The following is a 25478-nucleotide window of genomic DNA, read 5'->3' on the forward strand; positions in this document are numbered from 1 at the left end:
CGTCAGCTGCCGCGGCGGCGCGTCTTGATCAGGTCGAGCCGTTCCTTGAGCAGTTCGTCGAGTTCCTCGATCGAACGGCGCTCCAGGAGCATGTCCCAGTGCGTGCGCGGGGGCTTCGACTTCTTGGGCTCCGGCACGTCGCCGTCGATCAGGGTGCCCTCCATGCCGTTGCGGCACGGCCAGGTACCCGGGATCTCCGCGTCGTCGGCGAAGGGAACCTCGAACTCCTCACCGTTGTCGGTGCGGTAACGAGCGACCTGACGGGGCGCCAGGTCGTGGTTGCGGTCGGTCTCGTAGCTCACGGCTCCGAGGCGACTGCCCCTCAGGACACGATCAGCCATCGTCAACACTCCTCATCATGCGAAAACGTCCGGAAACGACAACGCCACCTGGCATCGAGAAGTTCCCGACCCGACGGTCCATGATACGCGGATACCCGCGCTCGTCCCCTTAGAGTCGGGTGTCGTGACCACCCCTACCCGCAGACGCACCCGACCGCAGCCGTGCCGCTGGTGTGGGCGTGACGTGGCCGACGCAGGCATCGGCCGCCGGCGGCAGTACTGCAGGCAATCGTGTCGCCAGCGCGCCTACGAGCAGCGGGCGTTGGTCAAGGGCACGTCGTTGCCCGAGGACGCCGTGGTGTTGACGGCCGAGGAGGCCGCCGAACTGGCCGACCGGGTCTACCAGGTGAGGTGTGCCGCCGAGGACGTGTCCACCGCCGTGGAGGAGGGTGCCGGGCCCGCCGAACTCCGCGAGCTGTGCGCGGCACTGCTGGAGGCGGCGAAGGCTGCCGACGGCTGGCGGTAGACCCGACGGCCGACCGGTCAGGGGCACCCTGGCGACGGGCCTTCGACACCCGCGCAGGGCTGCGTATACGCCGCCCCAATCGCCTGGCGTCGCCCAGCTGGTCAGCAGCGGTACTGTTTGCCGACGTCGGCGGGCGGCGGCACCGGCTTGAGGCAGCCGTACGTCTGGATGCCGGTGCCGTCGAACCTCACCGCCGTCTGGTGCGCGTAGTCGACGCACACCACGGCCGAGCGGTCGGCGCGGCACTTGTAGTCGCCGAAGGCCAGTGACCTTCCCGGCGGCAACTCGGGCCCCAGCCCGGCGCTGAACCGGCCGGGGTCACCGTGCACGGAACCGATCTCGACGCTCTGGCCGCCGAAGTCGACCCAGTTGCCCTTCCACTGGCCGTACGCCTCGGCCGGTTGCGGCGGCGGATCGGCGAGGTCGACCAGGCATGCAAGTGCGCCGTCGAAGCGGACGTCGGTCATGCAGTTGGGGGTGCCCGACGGACCCGTAAAGGCCACGTCGGTCTGCAGGTTCGTGGCCTCGCCGTCGCGGGTCGCGGTATGGAACGGGGCCACGTCGGCCGGTGGTACCGCCTCGATCCACGAGATCACGTCGGCGACCGGTGCGCCGGCAGGCGGCGGCGTGGTGGGCGCCGGCGGACGCTGCGACGTCCGCGGCGCGCTCGACGTCGCCGAACTCGACGGGGTGGTCACGGTGGGTTGCGACGACCCGGCACCGTCACCGGTCGTCGACGAACATCCCGCGACCAGCGTCGACGCCGCGATCAGTACGGCCAAACGCATGGTTGCCAGGCTAGCGGGCCGCGGCGATCATGTGGGGACGCGGTCTTTTTCGGTGCGTTGTACGCCCCGGCCATACGCATTCTTCGCTACCGTCTGGTCTCATGCACGAACGCACGATTCGCGTGACGATCGACAGCGGCACCATCGAGGGTTTCACCCGAGACGGCGTCAACCGGTGGCGCTCCATTCCCTACGCCAGCCCGCCGGTGGGCGCGCTGCGCTACCGCGCTCCGCAGCCGGTGCGGCCGTGGCGGGGCGTCCGCTACTGCCACGGCTTCGGCTACTGCGCACCGCAGCAGCGCCAGTACACCCTGGTGGGGATCAACAAGTACCAGCCGATGAGCGAGGATTGCCTGACGCTCAACGTCGTGGCCCCCGAGGTTCCGAGTGCCGAGCCGCTCCCGGTGATGGTGTTCGTCCACGGTGGCGGCTACCTGCTGGGCAGCTCGGCCACGCCGCTCTACGACGGTGCCGCGCTGGCGCGCCGCGGCTGCGTCTACGTCTCGGTCAACTACCGGCTGGGCGCCCTGGGGTGCTTCGACCTGTCGTCGCTGTCCACGCCGCACCATCCGATCGACGGCAACCTGTTCCTGCGGGATCTCGTCGCGGCCCTGCGCTGGGTTCGCGCCAACGCGGCGGTGTTCGGTGGGGATCCCGGCAACGTGACGATCTTCGGTGAGAGCGCCGGCGCGCACGCCGTGGCCACGCTGCTGGCCGTGCCGCAGGCCGCAGGCCTGTTCTCGCAGGTGATCGCGGAGAGCCCGGCCAGCGGGATGGTGCGTTCCCAGGACGCAGCACGCACGTTCGCCGAGCACTTCGTCGAGCTGCTGGGAGCGACGCCCGCCGACGGCGCCGCCGCGGTGCGGGCGGCCAAGCCGGCTGACCTGGTCGCCACCCTCGACAAGCTCATCGAGCGCGGCATGGACGACATGCCCGGGGCGTTCCCGGTGGGTCCGGCGTTCGGCGACGACGTGCTGCCCGAGGATCCGGTGGTGGCGATGCATGCCGGCACGGCGCACCGGGTGCCCCTGATCGTCGGCACCAACAGGTCGGAGGGTCGGCTGTTCACACGCTTCCTGCCACTGCTGCCGATCAACGAATCGGCCATCGAGAAGCTGCTCGCCTACGCCGATCCCGGTGCGCGCGAACGCATCATGGCCGCGTACCCGGGCTACCCGGACCCGGCGGCGTGCGTGCGGTTGGGTGGTGACTTCGCGTTCGGGACGGCGGCGTGGCAGATCGCGGAAGCGCACGGCAGGCACGCCCCGACCTTCGTCTACCGCTACGACTACGCTCCCCGCACGCTGCACTGGTCGGGTCTGGGCGCCACGCACGCCACGGAACTGCTGGCGGTGTTCGACACCTATCGCACCCGCTTGGGCGGGCTGCTGACCGCCGCCGCCGACCGGCGTTCGGCGCTGCGGGTGAGCAACGACGTGCAGAACCGGTGGCGCACGTTCAGCCGCACGGGCCACCCCGGCCCGGGATGGCCCTCCTACGACGTCGGAGAGCGCGCGGTGCTCGTCTTCGACCGCGAGACGCGCGTCGAGCACGACCCGAATCCGGAACGCCGCCAGGCGTGGGAGGGGTTCACGCTCAGCGCGGGTTGACGCGTGCGAAACGCCGCGGCCGTCGTCCGGATGTGATCGGCTGTGCGCATGAACCACCCACTCGATCCGCTGTCGGCCGACGAGTTCCGCGCCGTGGCCTCGATCCTGCGCCGCGAGCACGGCGTCGGTGACGGTTGGCGGTTCGCGTCGATCGAGATGTCCGAGCCCGGCAAGTCCGAGTTGGCGACGTTCGAGGGCGGTGGCGCCGCTCCCGCGCGCAAGGCCACCGTGACGCTGCTCGATCGTGCGGCCAATGCCACCTACAAGAGCGTGGTGTCGCTGACCGAGCAGCATGCGGAGTCGTTCGAGCACGTGCCCGGCGTCCAGCCCAACTTCACCGTCGACGAGTTCGAAGAGTGCGACCGGATGCTGCGCAGCCACCCGGACTTCCTGGCGGCGCTGGCCGCGCGCGGCATCACCGACGTCGACCTGGTCTTCGTGGACACGTGGACCTACGGCGACGCCGTGATCCCCGACGAGTTCCGGGGACGTCGTCTCGGTTGGTCGGACACCTGGCTCAAGGACGGGCCCGGCATGAACCCGTATGCGCATCTGGTCAGCGGTCTGCACTGCGTGATCGACCTGAACCGCATGGAATTGCTGCGGGTCGAGGACACCGGGGGCGTCGACGCACCGCCGGTCATGGGGGAGTACGTGCCGAGGCACGTCCCGGAGCGGATCCGGGCGGCGTCGCGACGCGAGCCGCTCAAGCCGTTGCTCATCACCCAACCCGAGGGGCCGTCGTTCACCCTCGACGGCAACCTGCTGCGGTGGCAGAACTGGTCGCTGCGCGTCGGTTTCAACCATCGCGAGGGCATGACGCTGCACACCGTGCGCTATCGCGACGGGGACCGCGATCGGTCGATCGCGCACCGGCTGTCGTTCGCCGAGATGGTGGTGCCGTACCGCGATCCGTCGCCGGATCACTACCGCCGCACGGCGTTCGACATCGGTGAGTGGGGTCTCGGCTTCATGACCCAGTCGTTGGCATTGGGATGCGACTGCCTCGGGGAGATCCGCTATCTCGACGCCGTCTTGCACGACAGCGCCGGGGAGCCGTACACCATCAGCAACGCCGTCTGCATTCACGAGGAAGACGACGCGGTCCTGTGGAAGCACGTCGACCATCACAGCGGCGCCGAGGTGCGGCGCATGCGCAGGCTGACGCTGTCGTTCCACGTGACGGTGGCCAACTACGAGTACCTGACGTACTGGCGGCTGTATCAGGACGGCAACATCGAGTGTGAGGTGCGCGCCACCGGCATCATGGTCACCACGCCGTTGGCTGCCGGGCAACCCCACCCCAACGGGACTCTGGTCGACGAGCGCACGTACGCCCCGTTTCACCAACACTTCCTGGTGGCGCGGTTGGATCTGGACGTGGACGGGCCGGACAACACCGTGCAGTGCAGCGAGTCGTACGCCGAACCGACGGGACCCGACAATCCCCACGGACTGTCGCTGGTTACGCGCAACGTCGCGTTGCGCACCGAGCTGGAAGCTCGCCAGGACGTCGACTTCGCGACCCAGCGGGCGTGGAAGGTCGTCAACCCGAACGTCGTGAACGGCTTGGGGACCCATCCGGCCTACAAGCTGGTGCCTAGCGGAGCGATCCCGCCCATGTTCGACCCAGACTCGCCGGTTCTCCAGCGCGCCAACGTCATCGGGCACACCCTGTGGGTCACGCCGCATCATCCCGACGAACGGTGGCCGGCGGGTGAGTTCGTCAACCAGTCTGCGACCGACGGTGGTCTGGGCGTGTGGACCGCGGCCGACCGGCCCATCGAGAACACCGACGTGGTGCTGTGGTACGTCTTCGGGTTGCATCACGTGACGCGGCCGGAGGACTGGCCGGTGATGCCGGTCGACGTGGTCTCGTTCTGGCTCAAGCCGTTCGGCTTCTTCGACCGCAACCCCAGCCTCGACGTGCCGCCGACGGCCGCCGCGCACTGCCACGCCGAGCCCTGACGGCCACCACTTGACAGGTGTCAACGGTTTGGCCGAAACGGGGTGGCCGCCGCCATTCGTGTCCTATGTTGTGCCCATGCCGACCCGTACCCTCATCGAGCGCCCCACCGACCTGACGGCCGACTGGTTGACCGCCACCCTCGGCGGCCCACCGGTGACCGGGTTCGAGGTGGAGCGCATCGGCACCGGGCAGATGAGCGAGTGCTACCGGGTGCGGCTGCGCTACGGGACCGAGACGGCGGCGACGGGCCCGGCGTCGGTCATCCTGAAGGTCGCCGCCGCCGATCCGAGCAGCCGCCAGACCGGGCTGTCGATGGGCCTGTACGAGCGGGAGGTCCGCTTCTACGCCGACGTGGCGCCCGGCCTCGGCGACGGCGTCGCGGCCTGTCACCACGCCGCCTACGATCCGGAGACGGGCGCCTTCGACCTGCTGCTCGAGGATGCCCACCCCGCCGTCCCCGGCGACGAGATCCGCGGTGCGACCGTCGATCAGGCGATGGCGGCGCTGCGCACCCTGGGCCGCGTGCACGGCCCCGCGATGCGCGACGCGGCGCTGGCCGACGCCGACTGGCTGACCCGGGAGTCACCCGTCGACCAAGCGCTCATCGGCGCGCTGTACGCGGGTTTCCTCGACCGCTACCACGATCGCATCGCCCCCGAGCACCGCGAGGTGTGCGACCGGTACGTGGCCTCGTTCGACGCCTTCATGGCCGAGCAGGAGACGGCGCCGCGCGGGCTCGTCCACGGTGACTACCGGTTGGACAACCTGCTGTTCGACGCCGAGGACGTGACCGTCGTCGACTGGCAGACCGTGACCAGCGGGCCCGCGCTGACCGACGTCGCCTACTTCTTGGGATGCGCCCTGCCGACCGACGCCCGGCGCGAGCACTACGACGCCCTGTTGGCGGCGTATCACGAGGCGCTGGGCCCGGGGAACGGGCTGACGGCCGACGACGTCCGCGAGCAGGTGCGCCGGCAAAGCTTCTTCGGCGTGCTGATGGCGATCGTGTCGTCGATGCTCGTCGAGCGCACCGACCGCGGTGACGACATGTTCACGACCATCCTGGCCAGGCACTGCGACCACGTGCTGGACACCGGCGCCCTCGAGCTACTGCCGGCACCAACGGTCCCGGAACCGTTGCAGGCCAACGCCGCCGACGAGGGTGCGCACCAGCCCACCGACGAGCCGTCGTGGAGTGAGAGCTGGTACTTCGACTTCGTCGACGCCGGGCAGGGCATCGGCGGGTGGATCCGGCTGGGACTGCTCCCCAACCAGGGACGCTCCTGGATCAACGCGCTGGTGTGCGGCCCGGACATGCCGACGGTCGCCGTGCTCGACTTCGACGCCCCGTTGCCCGCCGACCACGCCGCGGTCCGGTCGGCGGCGGCCGAACTCCGCCTGGATGCCGTCGCCCCGCTGCAGGAGTACCGGGTGTCGTTGACCGGACGGGGGGAGGCGCACGACGATCCGGCGGCACTGCTGCGCGGGGAACCCGGAAGGCCCGTCGACCTCGCCATGGACATCACGTGGACGACGGCGGGCACGCCGTATCAGTATCGGCTGTCGTCGCGATACGAGATTCCCTGCACGGCAACGGGAACGGTGACCATCGACGGCACGGAACACCGCATCGCGGGCGTGCCCGCCCAACGCGACCACTCGTGGGCGGCCAGGGACTGGTGGAGCATGGATTGGGTGTGGAGCGCCCTGCATCTCGACGACGGCGCGCACGTCCACGGACTGGATTTGCGGATCCCCGGCGCGCCCCGACTGGCGGCGGGATACCTGCAGGGCGGGGGCGCCCCGATGGTCGAGTTCGACCGCGTGGTGGCCGAGGAGACGTTCGCCGGCGACCTGCCGGTGACGACGACGCTGCGATGCGACCCCGGGGGTTTCGTCGCACGCGCCGACGTTCGGGGTCACGCCCCAGTCCGGCTGGTGGCACCGGACGGTCGCGTCAGCCTGTTCCCGCGCGCGTGGGCCACCGTCACCACGACCGACGGTCGCAGCGGCGTCGGCTGGCTCGAGTGGAACCGCAACCAGGCGTGACGCCGACCCGCCGCGCGGTGCCGGGGATCGCGATGGTCGCAGTTGGTGTGGTGCTCGCCGGCTGTGGAGGTGGGTCGTCGCCGACGGTGTCGAAGGAGGCGCTGCAGGCCGACGTGGCGGCCCGATTGGACGACGACGGCGAGGCCCCGCGGTCGGTGGTCTGCCGGGAGGATCTCGTCGGCGAGATCGGCCGCACCTCACGCTGCGACGTGGTCGTCGACGACACGAACAGCTTTCAGCCCATCGTCACCGTCACCGACGTGTCGGGCGGCACGGTGTCCTACGAGATGACGCCCGCGTTGTCACGAGCGCAGCTGGAGGCGGCGGTGGCGCGGCTCGTCGTCCAGGGCGGGGGGCCGCCGGTCGACTTCGTCGCCTGCGAGTCGGGATTGGTCGGCAACGCCGACGCGGAGGCCTTTTGCGACGTCGACGCCGGCGGTACGCGGCACCGGCGCACGGTCCGGGTCACGTCGGTGTCGGGTTTGACGATGAACTTCAGTCTGACGGCGGGTTGACGACGCTGCTGGCGGCCTCGTCGATGATTGCGCGCATGGCGCGTTCGGCGCCCTCCTCGTCGCGCAGCCGGATGGCACGGGCCACCTCGTCGTGCAGCGCGATGGCGGCGGGGTTGGGGGTCTCGGGCATGAGCCCGTGGTGGGTACGTCCGGCGAGCACCTCGGCCACCACGCCGTTGAGTGCGCGGAACATCTCGTTGCCGCTGGCCGCCAGCAGCGTTCGATGGAACACCTTGTCGGCCAACAGGTACGACTCCAGATCACCGGAGCGGCCGTGCATCACCATGTCGGAGACGGCGGCCGCCATGATGCGGCACTGGTGTGGATCGGCGCGACGGGCGGCCAGCGCCGCGGCCGTGGGCTCGAACCCGCGGCGCAGTTCCGACAGCGACACCAACTGTGCGGCGCGGTCGCCCGACTCGAGGCGCCAGCGAATCACCATGGGGTCGAACACGTTCCATCGCTCCACCGGTTGGATCGTGATCCCGACGCGGCGCCGCGAGGCGACCATGCCCATGGACTCCAGGACCCGGATGGCCTCGCGGGCCACGCTGCGTGACACGCGGTGGCGGTCGCTGATGCCGTCGAGCGTGATCACCTGGCCGGGCGCCAGGGCGCCGGAGACGATCTCGGCGCCGATGGCGGCCAGCACGTTGTCGTGCAGCGCCCGGACGCTCGACGGTGTGACCACGCCATACATCTTGTCATAAGCCTCAGGGATTGAAATAAGAATGGCATTCACGGGCCGTAGGTTGCAAACGTCAGATCTTTGATGCAGGGTGTGTGACATGCAGCACCTTGGGGTAGGCGCAGTGCCGTGGGCGGACCGATGAATCCGGTGGTGGTCATGGGGGTGTCGGGATCGGGCAAGTCCACGGTGGGGGCGGCGCTCGCGCAGCGTCTGCGGGTGCCGTTCGCCGACGCCGACGACTTCCACCCGCAGGCCAACATCGACAAGATGACCGCGGGGCACCCCCTCGACGACACCGACCGCAAACCATGGCTCGAGGCCATCGGAGATTGGCTCGCGGCGCATGCGCACGGTGGCGTGATGAGTTGCTCGGCACTCAAGCACGAGTACCGTGACGTACTCCGCGCACACTGCGCAGGCGTGTCGTTCCTGCACTTGGCAGGCACGCCCGAGGTCATCGGACGCCGTCAGGCCAGCAGGCCGGGCCACTTCATGCCCGCCTCACTGCTGCAATCCCAGTTCGACACGCTCGAGCCACTCACGGCCGACGAGCACGGCATCACCATCGACGTCGACCAGAGCATCGACGCCATCGTCGACGACTACGTCGCACGGACCGGAGCGGAGGACAGATGAACCCGGTGAGCACGATCCTGGCCGACGCGCCGAAACTCACCGAGCCGGTGGCGGCCATCCCGCAACTGGTCGTCGCCTTCCTCGCGGGCATCGCGGTGATCGTCGTGCTCATCACGGTGATCAAGCTGCACCCGTTCCTCGGGCTCATCTTCGGTGCCCTCACCGTCGGACTGGTGGCGGGTGAGGACTTCGCGAAGGCGCTGAAGTCGTTCACCGACGGCTTCGGTTCCACCGCGGCCAGCGTCGGCATCCTGATCGCGCTCGGGGCGATGTTCGCGAAACTGCTCGCGGACTCCGGCGGCGCCGACGAGATCGTCGACACCATCATCGGTCGGGCGTCACCACGCATGCTGCCCTGGGCGATGGCGCTCGTCGGCGCGATCATCGGCCTGCCGATGTTCTTCGAGATCGGCCTGGTGCTGTTGATGCCGGTGATCTACCTGGTGGCGCGGCGCTCCGGCCAGTCGCTCATCACCATCGGCATCCCCGCGCTTGCGGGCCTCTCGGCCATGCACGGATTCGTGCCGCCGCACCCCGGCCCGCTCACCGCGATCGGCTATCTCGACGCCGACCTCGGTGTCACGTTGGCGCTCGGCGTCGCCGTGGCGATCCCGACGATCATCGTCGCCGGACCGCTGTTCGGCAGGCTCGCGGGCACGTGGGTCGTCGTCGACGCCCCGGACACGTTCGACGCCGACCGGTCCTCCGACGCCGACCGGCGCCCGTCCTTCGCGGCCACGATGTTCTCGGTGCTGCTGCCCGTGGTGCTGATGCTCGGCAAGGCGCTGGTCGACATCTTCATCGCCGACGAGAATCAGTGGTTCCGCCGCACCTTCGACACGTTGGGCACGCCGCTCATCGCCCTGCTGATCGCCGTCATCGTCGGCTTGTTCACCCTCGGCCGCGGGTCCGGCATGACCCGGTCGGAGATCACCACGTGCATCGAATCGGGGTTGCCGCCGGTGGCCGGCATCATCCTCATCGTCGCCGCCGGCGGCGGCTTCAAGCAGGTCCTGGTCGACACCGGGATCGGCACCGCGCTGGCCGAATGGGCAGAGAACAGCAACATCTCGGTGCTGGTCCTGGCGTGGGTGCTCGCCGTGCTCATCCGGCTCGCGACCGGATCTGCCACGGTGGCCACGATCACGGCGTCGTCGCTGGTGGTGGGACTGGTCGAGGGTATGAGCACCGGGCAGGTGTCGCTGGTGGTGCTGGCGGTCGGCGCGGGTTCGCTGTTCTTCTCCCACGTCAACGACGCCGGGTTCTGGTTGGTGAAGGAGTACTTCCGCCTGAGCGTCGGCCAGACCGTCAAGAGCTGGTCGATCATGGAGACCGTGCTGTCGGTCAGCGGTCTGGCGGTCGTGCTGCTGCTCGACCTGGTGGTGTGACGGCTAGGTCTTCACGACCTGCGTGCCGCCCGCCATCTCGTCGTGCTTGCCCTGCTTGGTGACGCTGCTGCTGATGGTGACGGCGATGACGATCATCGCGATCACGCCGAGCAGGCCACCGACGAAGGGAATGACGGGCAGCAGCGTGAACAGGTTGCGGATCGCCGACTGCTTGAGGTCGGGCTTGACCGCTCCGCCCGCACCCCGCACGTGCAGGCCCAGGACCTTCTTGCCGGGGGTCCAGCCCTGCGTGGTCTCGAAGAGCACGAAGTACGCGAACGCCAGGACGCCGGTGAACAGCCCGGTCACCATGACATCGGACATCGTGTCGGTCACCAGGGCGAGCACCAGTCCGACGATCGCCACCAGGATCCCGTCGATGACGCGGGCCAGCCAGCGGACGAGGAGACCGCCTGGCTGGCCCGCAACGGGTTGCGAATCGCCGTAGGAACCGGGGTAGGGGTAGCCAGCGCTCATGCGCCCAATCTACCGCCGGGGGTCACCGGCGACGCTTGACTTCCTTTCGGGCGGTGTCGGCCAACTCGAGTCCGCGGTCGCGCGCCGTGTCGGCGAGGTCGGCGCCGCGGTCGCGCGCGGTGTCGGCGAGTTCAGCGCCGCGCTTCTGCGCGACCTCGGCCCAGTCGGCGCCGCGCTTCTGGGCGACCTTGGCCAGCTTCTCGCCGCGCTTGCGCGCCTTCTTCGCCAGCTTGTCGCTGCGCTTCTCGGCCTTCTTCGCGAGCTTCTCGCTGCGCTTCTGGGCCACCTCCGCGAACTCGGCGCCGCGGTCGCGTGCCGTGTCGGCCAGGTCGGCACCACGCTTCTGGGCGACCTCGGCCCACTCCGCACCGCGCTTCTGAGCGACCTCGGCGAGCTTCTCGCCGCGCTTCTGGGCGACCTCGGCCAGCTCCGCACCGCGCTTTTGGGCCACCTCGGCCAACGGCGCGGCCCGCTCGAGGGCGACGTGGGCGAACTCCCGCCCGCGCTCGGCTCCCACGTGCAGTCCGCTCTGCACGTTGTGTCCGACGCGGTCGACCAGTTCGCTGTCGATGAGCGCCGAGTGCGACGACGGCAGCACCTGGGAGACGGCGCCACCGACCGACTCGGACACCTTGCGCGCGGCGCGGCGGCCACGCCAGCCCAGCGAGGGCTTGCCCTCGGTGTCCACCGAGGCGATGATCAGACCGCCGATGAGGCTGACGTCGGCCAGGAACGCGCGTCGCTCGGCGGCCTTGCGCTCGGGGTCCGACTCGTTCCAGAAGGCATGGCTGCCAAGGCCACCCGGCACGACGCTGAGAGCCAGGGCGGCCGATGCCACCCGGGGCAGCTTGCCCGAGGCCAGCAGCAGGCCGGCGCCGATCTGCACGCCGGCGGTGACCTTGGCGACGGTCTCGGCGTCGGTGGGGACGTTCGTGCCGACGGGGTCGGGGAGCTTGGACAACCCGTCCAACGCGGGCTGCGCCGCGTCGGCCGCCGGCTTCGGGCTGCGCAGCGACTCCACGCCGCGAGCGATGAACGTGGTGGCCAGCATGGGACGGGCGACGCGACGAATCAACATGCGGGCGATATTCCCACGCGGTCACCGTCACAAACCCGGATTTGATCTTCATCGGGGCGCCGGTCACTGCCGGGGCTCGGGCACTCACGCGGTAGTTTCGGCTCTGACGTCGAAGCATTCGTCGTCGAACACGCCAGCAGCGCCAGAAGGAGATGTCGGTGGCACTCGTCGCGGGAATCGACTCCTCGACCCAGTCGTGCAAGGTCCTCGTCTGCGATGCCGATTCCGGCGAGATCGTGCGTTCCGGTTCGGCGCCGCACCCCGGTGGCACCGAGGTGGACCCGGCGGCGTGGTGGCAGGCGCTCGGCGAGGCCGCGACGGCTGCAGGTGGCCTCGACGACGTGGCCGCCGTCTCTGTCGGCGCGCAACAGCACGGCATGGTCTGCCTCGACGGTGACGGCACGGTGGTGCGACCCGCACTGCTGTGGAACGACACCCGTTCGGCCGACGCGGCGGTCGCTCTCATCGACGAGTTGGGCGGCCCGGCGGCGTGGGCCGAGCGCATCGGCGTCGTGCCCGTCGCCGCCATCACCGCCACCAAGCTGCGCTGGTTGGCCGACGCCGAGCCCGCCCATGCCGACGCCACTGCCGCGGTGTGTCTGCCGCACGACTGGCTCACGTGGCGGCTGGCGGGTTCGGGCGACCTCGCGGAACTGCGCACCGACCGCAGCGACGCCAGCGGCACCGGGTACTTCTCGGCGCGGTCGGATGCCTACGACCTCGAGCTGCTCGAGATGGCCTGCCGCGGCCGTCGCCCGCACGTCCCGGCCGTCCTGGGTCCCCGCGACAGCGCCGGGCGCACCCGCAGCGGCGCGACGCTGGGCCCGGGGGCGGGGGACAACGCCGCCGCCGCGCTCGGCATCGGTGCCGGACCTGGCGACTGCGTGGTGTCCCTGGGGACGTCCGGCGTGGTGAGCGCCGTGGGCGACGCGGCGTCGCAGGACGCCAGTGGGCTGGTCGCCGGGTTCGCCGACGCGACCGGTCGCCAACTGCCCCTGGTCTGCACGCTCAACGGTGCGCCCGTGCTGGCGGCGGCCACGAAGATGCTCGGTGTCGACTTCGACGAACTGGACCGGTTGGCCCTGGCGGCACCCGCCGGTGCCGAGGGATTGGTCCTGGTGCCGTACTTCGACGGCGAGCGGTCGCCGAACCTTCCCAACGCGCAGGGCGCTCTGCAGGGCATCACGACGCGAAACCTGTCGCCCGCCAACGTGGCCCGCGCTGCCGTCGAAGGTCTGCTGAGTTCGATCGCATTCTGTCTCGACCAGATCACCGCCCAGGGGGTCGCCGTGGAACGGGTGCTCCTGGTCGGCGGGGGAGCCCGGTCGGAGGCGGTGCGCAGGCTGGCGCCTGCGGTGCTGGGCAAGCCCGTACAGGTGCCCACGCCCGGCGAGTACGTCGCCCTCGGCGCGGCGCGGCAGGCGGCGTGGGTGCACTCCGGGCAGGAGGCCCCGCCGCAGTGGTCGGCCGGTGCGACGAGCACGTTCGAGGCGGACCCGACACCCGAGGTGGTCGAGCGCTACCAGGTGGCGCAGCGCCTGACACTGGGCCAGTGACGCTCACCCCGCCTGGGGTCGAGGCCAATCGGCCTGGAACACCTCGCCGTTGGTGGGTGTCATGCGTTCCAGCACCGCGCGTAGCGGTGACCAGGTGGCTCGACCCACGCGTGTGACGGCGTAGGCCGTCAGGATGACGGGGTCGCGCAGCGGCAACACCTTGACGCCGGCGACGGTGGGTCTTCCGATGGGCAGCAGCCCCACCCCGAAGCCGGCGACGATGAGGTCCTCGACGAGGTCGAGGCTGTCGATCTGGTGGGCGATCTTCGGGGTGAAGCCCGCCAACGCGGCCAACGTCCGCACCGCAGCCTCGTCGGCGGTATTGCGCGAGTTCACGATCCACGGCGTGCCGGAGTATCGCGACAGGTCGGGCACGCCGTCGGGTTCGTCGTCGGGCACGCCGAGCCCCCAGGGGATGGACCACAGGGCGACGGCATCCAGCGATGGGCTCGGCGACGCCGGCGCCAGGTTGTAGTCGTAGGTGAGCGCCAGGTCGAGGTCGTCCCTGCCGAGCATGGCGAAGGCCTCACTGGGTTCGAATTCGTAGATCACCACGTCGATGCCGGGGTGCTGCGTGCCGAGGTCGGCCAGGATGGGCAGCAGCGAGACCCGCACGCCGGTGGCGAACCCGCCCACCCGCAACGTCCCCGCAGGCTCGGCGTCCGGATCGAGGTCCAGGCGCGCCGCGTCGACGGCGGCCAGGATCCGGACGGCGTGGTCGGCGAGCCGCCGGCCCGCGGGCGTCAACCGCACGCGGCGTCCGTCGGGTTCGACGAGCGTGGTGCCGGTGTCACGCGCCAGCGCGGCGATCTGCGCCGATACCGTCGACGTGGTGAGGCCGTGGGCTTCCGCGACGGCCCGCATCGAACCCAGTCGCGACAGCGCGAGCAGCAGGTGCAGGCGTCGGGTGTCCACGAGACGATTGTCCCGCACGGATCGAGGGCCACGCGGAGGGTCGATCGCCGTATGCGACGATGCCGGAATGACCGCGGGCCCCGCACACTTCGTGCGCACCACCGACGACGGCTACGAGCCGACCCCGTTTGCGCAGAGCCTCTGGGGCGATGATCATCTCAACGGCCCCGCGGTAGTCGGGTTGGCGGCATCGGTGCTCGAGGAAGGGTTCGGGGAGGCCGATCTGCTGCCCGCGCGGCTCACCGTCGACCTGTTCAAGGCGGCGCGGGGCGTCCCGACGACGGTCACCTCGCGGCTGGTGCGCGACGGCAGGAGAGTGCGCAACACCGAGTGCGAGATCGTTCAGAACGGCGTGCCGGTGGCGCGCGCGGTCATGACGCAGTATCGGCGTTCGGCATCTCCGCCGGGCGAGGAGTGGAGCAGGACAACGCGATTCGACTTCCCCGCCGACGTTGATGTGGGTCAGCACGTCTACGTCGGCTGCGACGACCTGGGCTGGACGCCGGGGATCGCCGAGCACCAGAATGCGGCGCGCAAGCGGGCGCTGCAGCGGCCCATCGCCGCGATCGCCGGCCGCATCAATTCGCCGTTCGTCAATGCCGTGCTGGCCGCGGAGACCACCAGCCTGGTGACCAATCTCGGCTCGGCCGGTGTCGGTTACATCAACGGCGATCTCACCGTGGCCCTGTGCCGACTGCCCGTCGGCGACTGGATCGGGTTGCAGGCCGACGACCACCTCACCGCGGAAGGCATCTCGACGGGCACCGCCACGCTGTTCGACGTCGACGGACCGTTCGGCACCGGCATGGTCACGGCGGTGAGCAATCCGGCAGCGCAGATCGACTTCACCACCAATTCGCGGTCGGAGCTGATCCGCTGACCGGTGGCGGACGTCCGGCGGCGGCGCGCACGTAGGGTGAGGTCCGTGGATCTGCTGCTCGGCATCGACATGGGGACCGGAAGCACCAAGGGTGTCCTCGTCGACACGGCGGGCGTCGTGGTCGCCTCGGAGACCGTGACGCACGCCATGAGCCTGCCCCGGCCGGGTTGGGCGGAGGTCGACGCCGAGGGCCTGTGGTGGCGCGAGGTGTGCGAGATCAGCCGTAGGCTCGTCGCTCGGATCCCGGGGTCCGGGCGGTTGGCGGCGATGTGCGTCAGTGGCGTGGGACCGTGCCTGGTGCTCTGCGACGCCGAGTTGAGGCCGTTGCGGCCGGCGATCCTGTACGGCATCGACACTCGCGCGACCGACGAGATCTCCTCGTTGACAGCGGAGTTCGGGCGGGACGCGATCCTCGATCAGGCGGGCACGCTGCTGTCGAGTCAGGCCGTGGGACCCAAGTTGGAATGGGTCCGACGCCACGAACCGGAGGTGTTCGAGGCGGCTCGCGGGTGGTACGGGTCCAACTCGTATGTCGCGGCCAAGCTGACCGGCGAGTACGTGATGGACCACCACACCGCCAGCCAGTGTGACCCGCTGTATGCGACACGCCGGTTCACCTGGAATCTGCCGTGGGCGGAGCGCATCTGCGGTCGTCTGCCGCTGCCGCGGCTGGTGTGGCCCAGTGACGTCGTCGGCGTCGTGCATGCCGAGGCTGCCGAGGCGACGGGGGTGCCGGTGGGCACGCCGGTGGTGGCGGGCGCGGTCGATGCGTACTCCGAGGCGTTCTCGGTGGGGGTTCGGCACGCCGGGGACCAGATGCTGATGTACGGCTCGACGATGTTCCTGGTGCAGATTCTCGGGGAGTACCACAGTGATCCGACGCTGTGGACGACGGCGGGCATCGAGCACGGCAGTTTGGCCTTGGCGGCGGGCACGTCGACGGCGGGCAGCTTGATCGGCTGGTTGCAGACCATCACGGGAGGCGCCCCGTTCGAGCAGTTGATGGCGGAGGTGGCGGCGGTTCCGCCGGGCAGCGAGGGCCTGCTGGTGTTGCCCTACTTCGCAGGCGAGCGGACGCCGGTGTTCGATCCGCAGGCGCGCGGGGTGTTCGCCGGGTTGACGCTGAGGCATGGCCGGGGTCATCTGTTCCGTGCCGCCTACGAGGGCATCGCGTTCGGGATCCGGGAGATCCTGGAGCGGTTCGACGATGCGCATTCCGGTACCAGGACCGTGGCCGTGGGCGGGGGGTTGCGAAGTTCGGCGTGGACGCAAGCGGTCAGCGACGTCACGGGCCGGGTTCAGTTGGTACCCGAGCAGGCGATCGGCGCCTCGTATGGGGATGCGCTGTTGGCGGCCATCGGGACGGGCCTCGTCGACCGTGACACCGATTGGGCGCGCATCGAGCGCGAGGTATCGCCGAACCCGCACACACGGGCGCTGTACGACGACCTGTACGGCACGTGGCGCGAGTTGTACCCGGCAACCCGCGAACAGGTGCATCGCCTGGCAGGCGTGTAGCGGGCCTGGTGCCGGCGGGCTTGGTACCGGTGGGCCTGGTACCAGTGGGCCTGGTGCCGGCGGGCCTGGTACCAGTGGGCCTGGTACCGGTGGGCCTGGTACCGGCGGGCTTGGTACCGGCGGGCGCAAGACCGTCGGGGCGCCTCGTCACGCACGCGCGTCCCGCTCCATCCCTCATCGTCGTCACCCCTCGTTGCCAAGGTCGTGCACCGGTGCGGCGAGTTCGCCGGTCGGGGGTCCCGTCGGGGGTCCCTGGGTGTGGTGCGGTGCCCAGGGATCGGTGACCGGGCAGCCGGTCCTCGGCAGGCGGCCGATGCGGTTCGGGTGGAGTTCCGGCGCCCACGGGTCGTCGATGCCGGCTCTCACGGTGGCTTCTCCGGGGATGCCGTCACTGGCATCCGATCCCGCGTCGCTGCTCGGGTCCGACTCACCGTTCCTGGCCGGGTCCGCGCCGGTATCGGTACTCGTGCCGAGATCCGCGCCGGTATCGGTATTCGTGCCGGGGTCCGCCCCGGTACGTCCGGTCCCGGCATCGACCTGCGGTCGGCTTGCCGTGCAGGCACTTTCCGCAGCGGCCGGTGGTGGGTGCAGTCGTTCGGGGTGGTGGTAGCTGTTCACCCGGGTTTGGCCGCGGTCCAGCAGCGGGGGTGGGTGCCATTCGACCTCGTGGCGGGCGTTCATCCGGGTGGTCCAGCCGCCGGTCGTGCCGACGAGACGGTTGTCCGCGCCGCACGCCAGGGCGTTGTCGTTGACGTTGGTGTTCCCGCCGGCGGCGAAGTCCTTCTTGGCGTGATGCACCTGGCAGCCGTAGGCGGGCACGGTGCAACCGGGTTTGGTGCAGCCCCCGTCGCGGGTGATCAGGGCGAGGCGTTGCACGACGGTGGCGGTGCGGCGGGTCTGGAACAGGTCGAGGACCTTGCCGGTCGCATCGTCGAACAGCGTCAGGAACCCGGTGGTGGTGGATTGGGCGGCCAGCTGCAGCATCTCGCGGCGCGTCAGCACGGTCCCGCCGCCGGTCACCCCGACGCCGGCGCGCGACTCCAGATCGGCGAGGGTGGTGCGGATCAGGATCGCCGTGGGAATCCCGTTGAGCCGGCCCAGTTCACCCTTGGCCAGGGCCGTGCGGTGGAGGAACGCCAACGCGTCGTGACGGCGCTGGGCCAGGGTGCGGTCATCGGCGTCGATCTGCGCTTGGCTCGGCGTCCCCGACGTACAGGGCTCGTCGTCGGCGGGGTTGCACATCCCGGGGGCAGCGAACTTCGCCAACAGCACCTCCAACGCCGCCCACGCCGCGGCGGTCATCACCACGTTCACCGCCACGGTGCCATCGGCGGCCTGCTTGCCGACGGTCATGCCACGACGCCGCACCCCGTCCTCGTCGGTGGGTTCCGGCCCGTCTTGATCGAGGAGGTACAGGGTGCGCTTGAGGTCGGTGGCCAACTGATGGGGCGCCATGGTCGTGGCCGCCCGCGCCCACGCGACCTCCAACCCCGACCGCTGCATCGGGTCGACGTGGCCGGGGATCTTGGCGACCGCGTCGCGGATCACGGTCACGTGGTCGGCGTTGATCACTCCGTGCGCCACCGCGATCGCGGTGGCGGGCAGCTTCGGTGGCATCGGCTGTCCGGTCAGAGACCGTCGGGGCCCGAGGTCGGCGGCCACCGCGACGCGGCGCTTGGCCTCCCTGGGGTGCAGGTTCAGCCGGGTCTGCAACGCATCGGCGAGACTCTTGGCGCCGAGCTGGGCGGGCGGGGTGTCGGCGTCCAGGGACGTGATCAGGCGATGTTCGAGCGCGGGGATGCGGCAGCGGTGGGTCTCCAGCTCGGCCAGTAGCTCCACCCGCTCGGCGGCGTCGAGTGATTCGAGGTCGCAGGAAGCCAGCGCATCCACGGCGGCACGCAACGCTGCCACCGACTCTGCCACCATCCCCGCCCGCATGCTTCGAACATACATTCGATGTCTGACACATCCGTCGTCGCCGGACCCAGACGAGCGTCGGGTGCGCTTCGATTGCCGTCATGGTCGTGATCGCGTCGAGTTGACGACCCTCACGGCAACCGGAACGGCCATGCCTCGATCCCTGACCGCGCGCCCCGGCGAACTGCGAGCGCGCACCGACCGCGTCAGGCGGAGGCGGCGAGAGCCTTGCGATCCTCGTCGGCGAAAGTGTCCTCGAGGTGCAGCGGCGAGTAGTCGACGTCGATCTCGGCCAGCGGGCGGCCGCGTGCACTGCTGATGGTCCCGAACCGACGCATGCCCTTGTCTGCCGCGTAGTTCTGGAATTCCTCCTTCTGGAGGTTGAACGGCACCTCGTCGTAGAGGTCGTACGCGTCGTCGGTGTTCTGCAGCGCCAGCGGGATCAGTTCGTTCATGCGCTGCTCGAACACCGCCCAGTTGTGGTCGTCGGCCGCGACGTGCCGTCGGCAGGTGAACGTGCCCCACGCCATGTGGCGGCGTTCGTCATCGCCGATCCTGCGGACCAGCTCCTGCATGCCGGGAAGAATGTGGTTGTCCACGCAAATGCGATGCCACGCATAGTATCCCGTCAACGCCATCATCCCCTCGATGACGTGGTTGTAGGTCGCCGACGCACGTACCTGGGCGGCCGGCGACGGATCGGTGGCGAGCGCGTCGAGCGAGGCGGGCAGTTCCTCGTAGAAGATGGTTCGATAGGTCGGCAGGTCGTCGACGAGGACCTGTAGGTCTTCGGTCACCCCGACGGCATCGAGCCACAGCCGGAACACCTGGGTGTGCTTGGCCTCCTCGAAGGCGAACTGCGTCAGGTACATCTCGTCGCCCAGGCGGCCCTCGGCACGCATCGCCGTCATGAAGGGCTGGATGTCCTGTGTCACGGCCTCTTCGCCGGCGATGAATTGGGCGCACAGCCGGGTGGCCCATTCGCGTTCCAGGTCGGTGAGCTTCTCCCAGTCGGCGCGGTCCCGGGAGAAGTCGATGTCTGCGGGATTCCAAAACTTCGCGTTGCCGCCGGCGAAGAGCTTGAGCGGCAGGCTGTCCCAGTTTAGGCCGCCGGCGGCCAGTGAATCCGAGTGTGTCCTATTCATGTGGGTGGGTACCTCCGGTGGTGGTGATGGTGAGGGTTCGTGGCGCGACCGATCCGAAAGCCGTTGCCAGCACGGCGACATAGCGTCGGACGACGAGCGCGGGTTGATCGGGCGTCTGTTCGTCGAGGCCGAGGACGGGGTCCATGCCCCGCACGTACGGCGCCAGGGCCAAGTGCGGCAACAACATCAGCAGCAGCGACAGCAGCGCCTCGACATCGGCGTCGGCGCGCAGGTCGCCGCGCTCGCGCGCGTGCCGCACCAGCGGCCGCAGCACGTCCAGGTAGTGCCGGTGGACGACGGCTCGAACGCTGACTCGGGCGTCGGTGTCGACTTCGAAGCTGGCCGCCGCGTGCAACGCCCGGTCGCGTGGATGCTCGGCGAAGTAGGCCACCCACACGTCGAGCAGGTCGGTGAGGAACTCGAAGAACGGTCGGCTCTCGTCGAGCAGGCGAATCTGGTCTTCCATGTGGGACCGGACCCGCTGACTGCCCACGTCGGTGATGTAGGCGTACAGGTCTCGTTTGTCGGCGAAGTATTGGAAGAGGCTGCCCTTGGCCACGCCTGCTCTCCGGGCGATGACATTCAGGCTGCCGCCGGAGAAGCCGTGCGTGGCGAACTCCGACTCTGCGGCGGCCACCACCGCCGCCCGGCGTTCACCACCGAGACGGGACCAGGTGACCGTCGGCATGGCGCCTCCCAGTGATGTGACCAGTGGTCACTTTACTGTGATGCAGGCCACTCTTCAATGGTCCAACCGCCGGTTTCGCCGATTGTCCGGCATCGATCAATGGGAGCGGAGATGCCTCACCCGTCGTCGACGCCGATCTCACGGTGAACTCGGTGTGGGGGAGCGGTTGCCGTTTCGGGGTGTGCGCGCTCAGGAGATGGAGGGAGCGGACGTGGAATGCCGTCGCGTCTCGTCGGACAGGGGTGGCGATGCCGGCCGCTCGCCGCGGCGCAGGAAGTAGGCTGCGAGACTTGACATCAGGGCAACACCGACGCAGTAGGCGACGATGTACGACCAGTGGCCGTCACCGGCGGCCAGGAGCGCGGTCCCGATGATGGGCGACAGCCCGCCGCCGAGGGTGGCGCCGATCTGCTGGGTCATGGACAGGCCCGTGTAGCGCACGTTGACCGGATACAGGTTTCCGAACAGCGCACCCTGGGCTCCGTACATGGCGCCGTGCCCGATCGCGAGGCCGAGCGTCATCGCCAACGCCATGGCTGCGAAGCTTCCCGTCTGCAGCAGGAGGAAGAAGGGGACGCTCAAGGCGGCCTGGAACAGGGCGCCTCCGATGTAGACGCGACGGCGTCCGATCCGATCGGACAGCGCGCCGAACAGGGGCAGGGTGAAGCACTCGATGGCGCAGGCCACCAGTACCGCCATCAGGACCGTTCCCCGGGGAAGGTCGAGTTCGGTGGTGACGTAGGCGATCGCCACGACGTAGTAGATGTTGAACAGTCCGGATTCGGCGATCTTGGCGAGGACCGAGGTGGCCAGGATCCCGCCGTGGCGGGTGACGACGTCCTTGGCCGGCATGCTCTGCACGGCCTTCTGTTCCCGCATCTGGACGAATTCGGGGCTCTCGGTGACCTTGAGCCGGATGTAGACGCCCACGCCGATCAGGACGATGCTGGCGAGGAAGGGCAGTCGCCAGGCCCATTCCTCGTAAGCGCCAGCCGGTAGGACGCCGTCGAGCACGGCGACCAAGGCGACCGGAATGAGGACTCCAGCCGGGGTCCCGATGTGAACGAGAGACGTGAAGAGACCCTGGCGTTCGCGCGGACTGTGTTCGAGCGCCATCAGCACGCCGCCGCCGTACTCGCCGCCCATGCCGAGACCCTGCAGCACGCGGATCGCGACGAGCAGTATCGGCGCGGCGATGCCGATGGTGTCGTAGGACGGCAAGAGGCCGATGGCGAACGTGCCGATGCCCATCATGAGCATCGTGACGATCAAGACGTTCTTGCGTCCGAGCTTGTCGCCGAAGTGTCCGAAGATGATTCCGCCGAGGGGGCGAGCGAGATACCCGACGAAATAGGTGGCGAACGCTGCCAGCGTGCCGACCAACGGCGAGTCGGACGGGAAGAAGACCTTGTTGAACACCAGTGCCGCCGTCGTGGCGTACAGCGTGAAGTCGTAGTACTCGACGGTCGTGCCCAGCGCGCTGGCCGTGACGACCCTGCGCAACGGTGCTCGCGTGCTCTGCGTCGATGCATGCTCGTTCATGATTCCCCTTGCCGGGATGTCGAAGATGTCCGTAGTTGATATGTGATGTATCAGATACTAATTGGCGGTGATGGCGGACACAACACCCGTCGTGCAGTGTCCGCCATCTCCGAGTGATCAGCGCAGCTCGAGCGGCAGTGCGGCGGCCGGCACGTTCTGGAACGTCACGGGGCGGCGAAACCGATCGACGGCGGCGGTACCCACGGAGGTCGTCTGAGGTGCGGTGCTGGCGGGGTAGGGGCCGCCGTGCTGCTGGGCGGCCGTGACCGACACGCCGGTGGGCCACTGGTTCCACACCACGCGGCCGACGTGCTCGGCGAGTCGCGGAATCAGCGCCAGCGCCTGCGCATCCGGCTCTTCGGCGCCGATGACGGTGCCCGTCAACTGACCACCGACGGCGTCGACGACCGCCAGCGCGTCGGCGGCATCTCGATACTCCACGACCACCGCCGCCGGCCCGAAGACCTCGTGCTCGAGGATGTGAGGTGCGTCGAGGATCGCCTCGGACGTCGTTCGAAACAGCGGCATCGGCCCGTCGAACGGCCGCCCCGTGACCGCATTCGTCGGCGGACCGACGAGTGCGGACAGGCCGTCGGCGGATGCCACGAAGGCTTGCGCGATTCGTTCGTTGAGCATCTCGCCGACGCTGACGGAGGGCACCCTGGCGATGAAGTCATCCGCATCGGGCACGATGACGACGCCCGGTTTGGTGCAGAACTGGCCGGCTCCCAGAGAGACGGACTGGGCAAACTCCCGGGCGATGTCGTCGGCGCGGGCGCGCCAACCGTCGAGCGTGACCACCACCGGATTGGTCGAGCCCAGTTCGCCGAAGAAGGGAATGGGTTCCGGGCGAGACGTGGCGATGTCGAACAGGATCCTGCCGACCCGGGTCGAACCCGTGAAAGCCCCGGCCTTGATCCTGGGGTCCATCAGCGCAGCGGCTCCGTCGTCGTCGGATGAGACGGTTCCCATGGCCCCCTTGGGGGCGATGCCGGAGAGGGTGTCGATCACCACGTCGGCTGTCGCGACGGACAATTCGGGGTGACCGGGATGGGTCTTGACGATCACCGGGCAGCCGGCGACGAGGGCGCTGGCCGTGTCGCCGCCGAAGACCGAGAATGCGAACGGAAAGTTACTCGCCGCGAAGACGACGACCGGCCCGAGCGGCACGGTCGTGCGACGCAGGTCCGGGCGCGGACCCATCGGCCAGTCGGCGTCGGCGGGGTCGATGCGCACGTCGACGCCGTGGGCGTGCTCCACCGCATCCGCCAGGAGTCGGGCCTGGAAGGTGGTCCGGAAGAGTTCGCCGCGCAGCCGCGGTTCGGGGAGATGGGTCTCGCGGATCGCCAGGGGGACCAAGTCCTCGGAGGCGGCGTCGAGTGCATCGGCGACGGTACGCAACCAGGATGCTCGCTCTTTGGCCGATGCCCGCGCCATGGGCCGGGCCGCGTCTGCGGCCATGGCCAGGGCGGACTCAAGGGTCGCCGTCGCCGTGCCGGTGGAGGTGGCGCCGGTGGAGGTGGAGGTGGTGCCGGTGGAGATCGTCATGGTGGCCCGGGTCCCTTTCTGGACAGCGCCCCAGCCGTCTCAGTCGGGGGCGCTGTTTCTCATGTCTTCGGTGGTCCATTCCTCGACCTCGTCGAGGTGGATGGCGGCGGCCTCTCGTGCCGCGACGACGTCGCGGGCCGCCATGGCGTCGAGAATCTGCAGATGTCGTGCGCTCGAGCCTTCGGCGCGATGAGGACCGGTCGCGCCCAGGACGCGCAGCCAGGCGATGAACGGCTCGACCGAACCGCGAGCCTTCATCATCCGCTCGTTCCGGGTTTCGGCGACGATCTCGCGGTGCAACCGCATGTCGCTGTGGAAGAACGGCTCGAAATCGCCGTTGCGCAAGGCGACGATCGCCTCCTCGGCCTCGGCCCGAAGGTCGGCGATCTTGCTCAGCGGCATCGTCGCGGCCGCGACGCCCGTCGCCACCCATTCGATGCCCTTGCGCAGCTGACACACCTCGTGGACGTCCCGAATGCCGGGTCGAGCGACGAACGTCCCTGAGCGCGGCCGAGTTTCGACGAGCTGGTCGTGATCGAGCTGAGCGATCGCGTCGCGTACGGGGGTACGGGACACACCGAACTCGCGGGCGACCGCCTGGGGGTCCAGGCGGTCACCCGGTGGATAGAACCCGGAGGTGATCCGATCCCTGAGCACGCGATACAGCTGGCTGGCAATGGAGTCGACCATCAAGTCGTTCGTCATCGGTTGCGGTGCTGACGGCGAGATGCTCATTGGCGCTCCATCTTCAGCATCTGATGTTCAGTCGATCAGATTAGCAGCGCGCAGAGCTTTCTCGATTCGACGAGAATCCTCGGGTGTCGCAGGCGCGAACGGCTTCCGCGGCAGGCCGCCGTTGCGGCCCTGCAAGCGCAATGCCTCCTTGAGCAACGCCGGGAGGTTCGGTCCGTCAATGGCGCGCCACACGGTCAGGACTCGATGGTGGAGTTGGCGGGCCAGTTCGTGATCGCCCTTCTGCGTGGCCTCCCACAGTTCCACCGACAGGTGCGGGGTCACGGTGGGGATGGCCGCCAGCGCACCATGCGCGCCGAGCACGAACGCCGGGTAGTGCAGGTTGTCCAAGGCGGCGAGGATGACGAATCGGTCGCTCACGTCGGCAAGGAGATCGACGAGCAGATGCATGTTGCCACCGCTCTGCTTGATGGCGACCACCTGAGGGACGTCGGCGATCATCTTGATCGTCTCGAGCGGGACCAGCGCCCACGGCACCACGTTGTAGAGAATGATGGGCAGGTCGGTTGCCTCACCGATCAACCTGTAGTGCTCGACGGTCTCCGTCGGCGACGGTGCGAACACGTAGTGCACCGGCGTGACCTGCAGTGCGTCCACGCCCACGTCCTTCAGTGCCAGGGAGTACCGAATGGCCTGCGCCGTCGAATTCTGGATGACGCCGCCGATGACCGGTACCGTGCCGTTGACCTCGTCGACGACGACCTCGCAGATGGCCTTGCTCTCTTCGAGGGACAGGGTCTGTCCCTCTCCGGTGCTGCCGCACGCGCAGATGGCGGTGACGCCGGCGTCGAGCAGGTAGCGCACCTCCGCGCGCATCAGGTCGAGATCGATGGTGTCGTCATCCCGGAAGGGGGTGACGACGGTCGAGATCATCCCGCCCAGGGGAACGTGTTTCATGGGTCCTCGCAATCGAAGTCGACAATTAGTATCTGATACATTAGATGATCAGTTGGCTTCGGTCTAGTGAGCGAACGCGTGCCGTAGGTTCGAACTGCTCGATGACGAAAG

Annotated in this window: 23 protein-coding genes; 10 read left to right on the forward strand and 13 right to left on the reverse strand. The window is 69.2% G+C overall.

The window, feature by feature from the left end; translation table 11 throughout:
• Positions 1–2: 2 nt before the first annotated feature.
• Positions 3–341 carry an RNA polymerase-binding protein RbpA gene (locus AC30CM_RS08700; RefSeq protein ID WP_490116447.1) on the reverse strand — a complete coding sequence of 113 codons (339 nt, stop codon included), beginning with the start codon at positions 339–341 and terminating at the stop codon, positions 3–5.
• A 124-nt stretch (positions 342–465) separates the two neighbouring features.
• Between AC30CM_RS08700 and AC30CM_RS08705 the strand changes: the two genes are divergently transcribed.
• Positions 466–807, forward strand: coding sequence for a hypothetical protein (locus tag AC30CM_RS08705; RefSeq protein ID WP_490116448.1), 342 nt, complete (start codon positions 466–468; stop codon positions 805–807).
• A gap of 101 nt (positions 808–908) precedes the next feature.
• Here AC30CM_RS08705 and AC30CM_RS08710 read toward each other — a convergent pair whose 3' ends face one another.
• Complete coding sequence (locus AC30CM_RS08710) at positions 909–1595, reverse strand: hypothetical protein (protein ID WP_490116449.1); 687 nt, start codon at positions 1593–1595, stop codon at positions 909–911.
• Positions 1596–1696: 101 nt separating this feature from the next.
• Between AC30CM_RS08710 and AC30CM_RS08715 the strand changes: the two genes are divergently transcribed.
• The 4 genes from AC30CM_RS08715 (at position 1697) to AC30CM_RS08730 (ending at position 7738) form a co-directional block, all read left to right on the forward strand.
• Positions 1697–3205, forward strand: a complete 1509-nt coding sequence (locus AC30CM_RS08715; protein ID WP_490116450.1) for a carboxylesterase/lipase family protein — start codon at positions 1697–1699, stop codon at positions 3203–3205.
• A gap of 48 nt (positions 3206–3253) precedes the next feature.
• Complete coding sequence (locus AC30CM_RS08720) at positions 3254–5173, forward strand: primary-amine oxidase (protein WP_490116451.1); 1920 nt, start codon at positions 3254–3256, stop codon at positions 5171–5173.
• Between the two features lie 76 nt (positions 5174–5249).
• Positions 5250–7223, forward strand: coding sequence for a DUF7064 domain-containing protein (locus AC30CM_RS08725; RefSeq protein WP_490116452.1), 1974 nt, complete (start codon positions 5250–5252; stop codon positions 7221–7223).
• Between the two features lie 32 nt (positions 7224–7255).
• Positions 7256–7738 carry a DUF4333 domain-containing protein gene (locus AC30CM_RS08730; RefSeq protein ID WP_490116453.1) on the forward strand — a complete coding sequence of 161 codons (483 nt, stop codon included), beginning with the start codon at positions 7256–7258 and terminating at the stop codon, positions 7736–7738.
• Here the strand turns inward: AC30CM_RS08730 and AC30CM_RS08735 are convergent.
• Entirely contained in the window at positions 7719–8438 is a 720-nt protein-coding gene (locus AC30CM_RS08735; protein ID WP_490116454.1) for a FadR/GntR family transcriptional regulator, read from the reverse strand. The two genes, AC30CM_RS08730 and AC30CM_RS08735, sit on opposite strands and share 20 nt — an antisense overlap.
• A gap of 129 nt (positions 8439–8567) precedes the next feature.
• Between AC30CM_RS08735 and AC30CM_RS08740 the strand changes: the two genes are divergently transcribed.
• Both AC30CM_RS08740 and AC30CM_RS08745 read left to right on the forward strand, forming a co-directional pair.
• Complete coding sequence (locus AC30CM_RS08740) at positions 8568–9065, forward strand: gluconokinase (RefSeq protein ID WP_490116508.1); 498 nt, start codon at positions 8568–8570, stop codon at positions 9063–9065.
• On the forward strand, positions 9062–10453 hold the full coding sequence (locus AC30CM_RS08745; RefSeq protein WP_490116455.1) for a GntP family permease: 1392 nt from the start codon (positions 9062–9064) through the stop codon (positions 10451–10453). The genes AC30CM_RS08740 and AC30CM_RS08745 overlap by 4 nt, the downstream gene beginning before the upstream one ends.
• Positions 10454–10456: 3 nt before the next feature.
• Here the strand turns inward: AC30CM_RS08745 and AC30CM_RS08750 are convergent, their stop codons facing one another.
• Both AC30CM_RS08750 and AC30CM_RS08755 read right to left on the reverse strand, forming a co-directional pair.
• Positions 10457–10930: an RDD family protein gene (locus tag AC30CM_RS08750; RefSeq protein WP_490116456.1), complete on the reverse strand. Its 474-nt coding sequence runs from the start codon at positions 10928–10930 to the stop codon at positions 10457–10459.
• Between the two features lie 22 nt (positions 10931–10952).
• The gene (locus tag AC30CM_RS08755; protein WP_490116457.1) at positions 10953–12008 is read right to left on the reverse strand and encodes a DoxX family protein; all 1056 of its coding nucleotides are present in this window, start codon (positions 12006–12008) and stop codon (positions 10953–10955) included.
• A 158-nt stretch (positions 12009–12166) separates the two neighbouring features.
• On the opposite strand from AC30CM_RS08755, the gene AC30CM_RS08760 reads away from it, so the two are divergent.
• Complete coding sequence (locus tag AC30CM_RS08760; RefSeq protein ID WP_490116458.1) at positions 12167–13564, forward strand: xylulokinase; 1398 nt, start codon at positions 12167–12169, stop codon at positions 13562–13564.
• 3 nt (positions 13565–13567) lie between these two features.
• Here the strand turns inward: AC30CM_RS08760 and AC30CM_RS08765 are convergent, their stop codons facing one another.
• Positions 13568–14479, reverse strand: a complete 912-nt coding sequence (locus AC30CM_RS08765; protein ID WP_490116459.1) for a LysR family transcriptional regulator — start codon at positions 14477–14479, stop codon at positions 13568–13570.
• Positions 14480–14546: 67 nt separating this feature from the next.
• On the opposite strand from AC30CM_RS08765, the gene AC30CM_RS08770 reads away from it, so the two are divergent.
• Both AC30CM_RS08770 and AC30CM_RS08775 read left to right on the forward strand, forming a co-directional pair.
• The gene (locus AC30CM_RS08770) at positions 14547–15359 is read left to right on the forward strand and encodes an acyl-CoA thioesterase domain-containing protein (RefSeq protein WP_490116460.1); all 813 of its coding nucleotides are present in this window, start codon (positions 14547–14549) and stop codon (positions 15357–15359) included.
• A 45-nt stretch (positions 15360–15404) separates the two neighbouring features.
• Positions 15405–16877, forward strand: a complete 1473-nt coding sequence (locus tag AC30CM_RS08775) for an FGGY-family carbohydrate kinase (protein ID WP_490116461.1) — start codon at positions 15405–15407, stop codon at positions 16875–16877.
• Between the two features lie 183 nt (positions 16878–17060).
• Here the strand turns inward: AC30CM_RS08775 and AC30CM_RS08780 are convergent, their stop codons facing one another.
• The 7 genes from AC30CM_RS08780 to AC30CM_RS08810 form a co-directional block, all read right to left on the reverse strand.
• On the reverse strand, positions 17061–18830 hold the full coding sequence (locus AC30CM_RS08780; protein WP_490116462.1) for an HNH endonuclease signature motif containing protein: 1770 nt from the start codon (positions 18828–18830) through the stop codon (positions 17061–17063).
• Between the two features lie 170 nt (positions 18831–19000).
• Positions 19001–19939 carry a R2-like ligand-binding oxidase gene (locus tag AC30CM_RS08785; RefSeq protein ID WP_490116463.1) on the reverse strand — a complete coding sequence of 313 codons (939 nt, stop codon included), beginning with the start codon at positions 19937–19939 and terminating at the stop codon, positions 19001–19003.
• Positions 19932–20627, reverse strand: a complete 696-nt coding sequence (locus tag AC30CM_RS08790) for a TetR family transcriptional regulator (protein ID WP_490116464.1) — start codon at positions 20625–20627, stop codon at positions 19932–19934. Before AC30CM_RS08790 ends, AC30CM_RS08785 begins: the two co-directional genes overlap by 8 nt.
• A gap of 189 nt (positions 20628–20816) precedes the next feature.
• Positions 20817–22169 carry an MFS transporter gene (locus tag AC30CM_RS08795; RefSeq protein ID WP_490116465.1) on the reverse strand — a complete coding sequence of 451 codons (1353 nt, stop codon included), beginning with the start codon at positions 22167–22169 and terminating at the stop codon, positions 20817–20819.
• 117 nt (positions 22170–22286) lie between these two features.
• On the reverse strand, positions 22287–23717 hold the full coding sequence (locus tag AC30CM_RS08800) for an aldehyde dehydrogenase family protein (RefSeq protein WP_490116466.1): 1431 nt from the start codon (positions 23715–23717) through the stop codon (positions 22287–22289).
• Between the two features lie 39 nt (positions 23718–23756).
• Positions 23757–24452 carry a GntR family transcriptional regulator gene (locus AC30CM_RS08805; protein WP_490116467.1) on the reverse strand — a complete coding sequence of 232 codons (696 nt, stop codon included), beginning with the start codon at positions 24450–24452 and terminating at the stop codon, positions 23757–23759.
• A 27-nt stretch (positions 24453–24479) separates the two neighbouring features.
• Positions 24480–25367, reverse strand: coding sequence for a dihydrodipicolinate synthase family protein (locus AC30CM_RS08810; protein ID WP_490116468.1), 888 nt, complete (start codon positions 25365–25367; stop codon positions 24480–24482).
• Positions 25368–25478 lie beyond the last annotated feature (111 nt).

The organism is Mycobacterium sp. DHQP2018-32-09 (assembly GCF_058148405.1).

Excerpts from the sequence above, each read along its gene's own strand:
- AC30CM_RS08720 (WP_490116451.1), top strand. The coding sequence starts at position 3,254 with ATGAACCACCCACTCGATCCGCTGTCGGCCGACGAGTTCCGCGCCGTG.
- AC30CM_RS08740 (WP_490116508.1), top strand. The coding sequence starts at position 8,568 with ATGAATCCGGTGGTGGTCATGGGGGTGTCGGGATCGGGCAAGTCCACG.
- AC30CM_RS08730 (WP_490116453.1), top strand. The coding sequence starts at position 7,256 with ATGGTCGCAGTTGGTGTGGTGCTCGCCGGCTGTGGAGGTGGGTCGTCG.
- AC30CM_RS08790 (WP_490116464.1), bottom strand. The coding sequence starts at position 20,627 with ATGCCGACGGTCACCTGGTCCCGTCTCGGTGGTGAACGCCGGGCGGCG.
- AC30CM_RS08800 (WP_490116466.1), bottom strand. The coding sequence starts at position 23,717 with ATGACGATCTCCACCGGCACCACCTCCACCTCCACCGGCGCCACCTCC.
- AC30CM_RS08725 (WP_490116452.1), top strand. The coding sequence starts at position 5,250 with ATGCCGACCCGTACCCTCATCGAGCGCCCCACCGACCTGACGGCCGAC.
- AC30CM_RS08715 (WP_490116450.1), top strand. The coding sequence starts at position 1,697 with ATGCACGAACGCACGATTCGCGTGACGATCGACAGCGGCACCATCGAG.
- AC30CM_RS08745 (WP_490116455.1), top strand. The coding sequence starts at position 9,062 with ATGAACCCGGTGAGCACGATCCTGGCCGACGCGCCGAAACTCACCGAG.
- AC30CM_RS08750 (WP_490116456.1), bottom strand. The coding sequence starts at position 10,930 with ATGAGCGCTGGCTACCCCTACCCCGGTTCCTACGGCGATTCGCAACCC.
- AC30CM_RS08755 (WP_490116457.1), bottom strand. The coding sequence starts at position 12,008 with ATGTTGATTCGTCGCGTCGCCCGTCCCATGCTGGCCACCACGTTCATC.
- AC30CM_RS08795 (WP_490116465.1), bottom strand. The coding sequence starts at position 22,169 with ATGAACGAGCATGCATCGACGCAGAGCACGCGAGCACCGTTGCGCAGG.
- AC30CM_RS08805 (WP_490116467.1), bottom strand. The coding sequence starts at position 24,452 with ATGAGCATCTCGCCGTCAGCACCGCAACCGATGACGAACGACTTGATG.
- AC30CM_RS08780 (WP_490116462.1), bottom strand. The coding sequence starts at position 18,830 with ATGTATGTTCGAAGCATGCGGGCGGGGATGGTGGCAGAGTCGGTGGCA.
- AC30CM_RS08770 (WP_490116460.1), top strand. The coding sequence starts at position 14,547 with ATGACCGCGGGCCCCGCACACTTCGTGCGCACCACCGACGACGGCTAC.
- AC30CM_RS08785 (WP_490116463.1), bottom strand. The coding sequence starts at position 19,939 with ATGAATAGGACACACTCGGATTCACTGGCCGCCGGCGGCCTAAACTGG.
- AC30CM_RS08735 (WP_490116454.1), bottom strand. The coding sequence starts at position 8,438 with ATGTATGGCGTGGTCACACCGTCGAGCGTCCGGGCGCTGCACGACAAC.
- AC30CM_RS08810 (WP_490116468.1), bottom strand. The coding sequence starts at position 25,367 with ATGAAACACGTTCCCCTGGGCGGGATGATCTCGACCGTCGTCACCCCC.
- AC30CM_RS08700 (WP_490116447.1), bottom strand. The coding sequence starts at position 341 with ATGGCTGATCGTGTCCTGAGGGGCAGTCGCCTCGGAGCCGTGAGCTAC.
- AC30CM_RS08710 (WP_490116449.1), bottom strand. The coding sequence starts at position 1,595 with ATGCGTTTGGCCGTACTGATCGCGGCGTCGACGCTGGTCGCGGGATGT.